Raw genomic sequence first — 2308 nt, forward strand, 5'->3', positions numbered from 1 at the left:
TGATGGCGATGGGATCGGTGATGCTTGTGATAGCGACAGAGACGGAGATGGAATCGTAAATGCTTCAGACAATTGTCCTAATACCTATAATCCAGACCAGGCAGATTATAACAATAATGGACTGGGAGATGCCTGCGACCCTATACCGACTTTGATAACACTATCCTCCTTTACCGCAGAGCAGAAGGGCAGGAGAGTAGTTCTTAAATGGAAGACTGCTACAGAGATTGACAATGTTGGTTTTAACATCCTGCGCGCAGAGGCAGAGAATGGAGATTATGTTAAGATAAATAAAAAGCTCATCCCTGCAAAAGGGAGCGCCACAAAAGGCGCGAGCTATAAGTTTATTGATAATGACATATTAGCAATAGGCTATAAGCTTAAAGCTAAAAGTGCGCAAGCCAACAAGACCTATTTTTACAAACTTGAAGATATTGATAGGAACGGCACAAGCACCCTTCATGGGCCAAAGTCTGTAAAGGTGAGTTTTAAGAAGAAAGGGAAAAAGAAATAATAAGAGATGCATAAGTTAAATGTCAAATGCCAAAGCTCAAAATTCAAATGACAAAAAAAGAACTTCTTATGGAACTTTAGACATTTGGCATTCATTTGATATTTGGATTTTGTAATTTGGAATTTAAAATATGGGAGGAATTATGGAAAAGAAATCTTACAAAAAACCATCTTTAACCAAAGTGAAGCTTGTTCCTGAAGAAGCAGTGCTTGGGATCTGCAAGAATGACCTTGGTGCTGGCCCAAACCAGAGCCAGTGCCTCATCCCCCAGTGCTTCAATGGGGGAAGCTGAAAACAGTGAGCAATGGTCAGTGAACAGCGAATAGTGATAAGTAAAAAGAGGAAAAATTTTTTCATTAAACCTTAAACCATGGAGGTAAAGGTTATGAGATGGTATGAAGCTTCAATGAAAAAGGCTATAATACTTATAGCAACTGTATTTATAATAGCTTTCTGTTCTGCATTGCCTGTCTGGGCAAATATAACATTGTCTGGTGATGGAGCGGATCGGAACACTTTCGTTGGAATGTTAAACACCTTTTCAACAGGCGGAACATGGACGGCTTCTGAAGGCGTTCTTAGCGAGCTTACGTTTACACCGACTTCAGGAACACTAAACAATTTTGCACAAAGGCTAAATTACTATAATGCTCAAAATGATGTACTAATAACCCTGCACATAATTAGGAATTCGGGAGGTGTTGTTGCTGGTGCGTTCAGAGGAGGAGGAGTTCAACACCTTGATTTAGATGACATCCTTATGTTTCCAGCCAGTATAAATGACAATAGGTTTCCAGTTAATCAAGCTCAGGTTTTAGACTTACAGTCTGCTGTTATCATACATGAGGTACATGAGGTTTTTAATGCAGTTCAAAATTTACAAGGGGAAGTTGTTTCTCACGCGCAAGCGGTTGGAGCAGAAAATGGCGAACTGGATTCTCGAGGGAGCCGGGGCGTTCGCCGAAATCCTCCTGACACATGGAGAAGGAATCCTCCAGAAACGGGACCTTGGGAGCTAGTTATTCCATGGGCTGTAAAGCAGCCCAATGCTAATGTAACTTTTACAAATATGATTATAACAACTACAGCTAACAATATTACAAACATTCGTTCAGGACTCGTGAACACAGGTGAGCCCTATGATGGTACTGAGCAGGACATCAGGATAGAACGCCTCTACGTCGAAAGTGAAGAAATCCCCACAGCAATTACCCTCTCATCCTTTACAGCAGAAGCAAAGGAGAGCAAAGTGGCTTTGAAATGGGAAACAGGGATAGAGATTGATAATGTGGGATTTAACATCTTAAGAAGCGAGTCAGAGAATGGAAATTATGCGAAGATTAATAAAAAACTCATTACTGCAAAGGGTAGTACTACGAAAGGTGCAGAGTATAGTCTTGTTGATAAAAAAGTGAAGAGTGGCAAAACCTATTACTACAAACTTGAAGATATTGATAGGAACGGCACGAGCACCCTTCATGGGCCAAAGTCTGTAAAGGTGAGTTTTAAGAAGAAAGGGAAAGGCAAGAAGTGAAAAATACTAAATCCTAATATCTAAATTCCCTGCCTGCTGGCACCTGCCAACCGCAGGCAGGGCAGACCACAGGTAAACAGATTCAAATGGTAAAACAGCTATAAGCCGTAAGCTATAAAGCAAAAGAATATCAAAGCATAAAATTAGAATTCATAATTTTAAAAAGCTTACAACTTAAAGCTTATAGCTAAAATATATTGTTTAGGATTTCGGATTTAGAATTTAGGGTTTTATTTTATATCCTTTGGTTTACACAGAAG

At 39.8% G+C, this 2308-nt stretch carries 1 protein-coding gene and 2 pseudogenes (1 of these 3 cut by a window edge); 2 read left to right on the plus strand and 1 reads right to left on the minus strand.

The features are described from left to right. Both A3H37_09220 and A3H37_09225 read left to right on the plus strand, forming a co-directional pair. Positions 1-514: pseudogene (locus A3H37_09220) on the plus strand (hypothetical protein). A gap of 370 nt (positions 515-884) precedes the next feature. Next, positions 885-2048, plus strand: a complete 1164-nt coding sequence (locus A3H37_09225) for a hypothetical protein (GenBank protein OGL51528.1) — start codon at positions 885-887, stop codon at positions 2046-2048. A 230-nt stretch (positions 2049-2278) separates the two neighbouring features. Here A3H37_09225 and A3H37_09230 read toward each other — a convergent pair. Further along, a pseudogene (locus tag A3H37_09230) lies at positions 2279-2308 on the minus strand (hypothetical protein); it runs 225 nt beyond the window's last position.

The sequence above is a fragment of the Candidatus Schekmanbacteria bacterium RIFCSPLOWO2_02_FULL_38_14 genome (assembly GCA_001790855.1).
GTDB lineage: Bacteria > Schekmanbacteria > GWA2-38-11 > GWA2-38-11 > GWA2-38-11 > 2-02-FULL-38-14-A.

Coding starts and splice junctions, on each gene's coding strand:
- A3H37_09225 (OGL51528.1), top strand. CDS start 885: ATGGAGGTAAAGGTTATGAGATGGTATGAAGCTTCAATGAAAAAGGCT.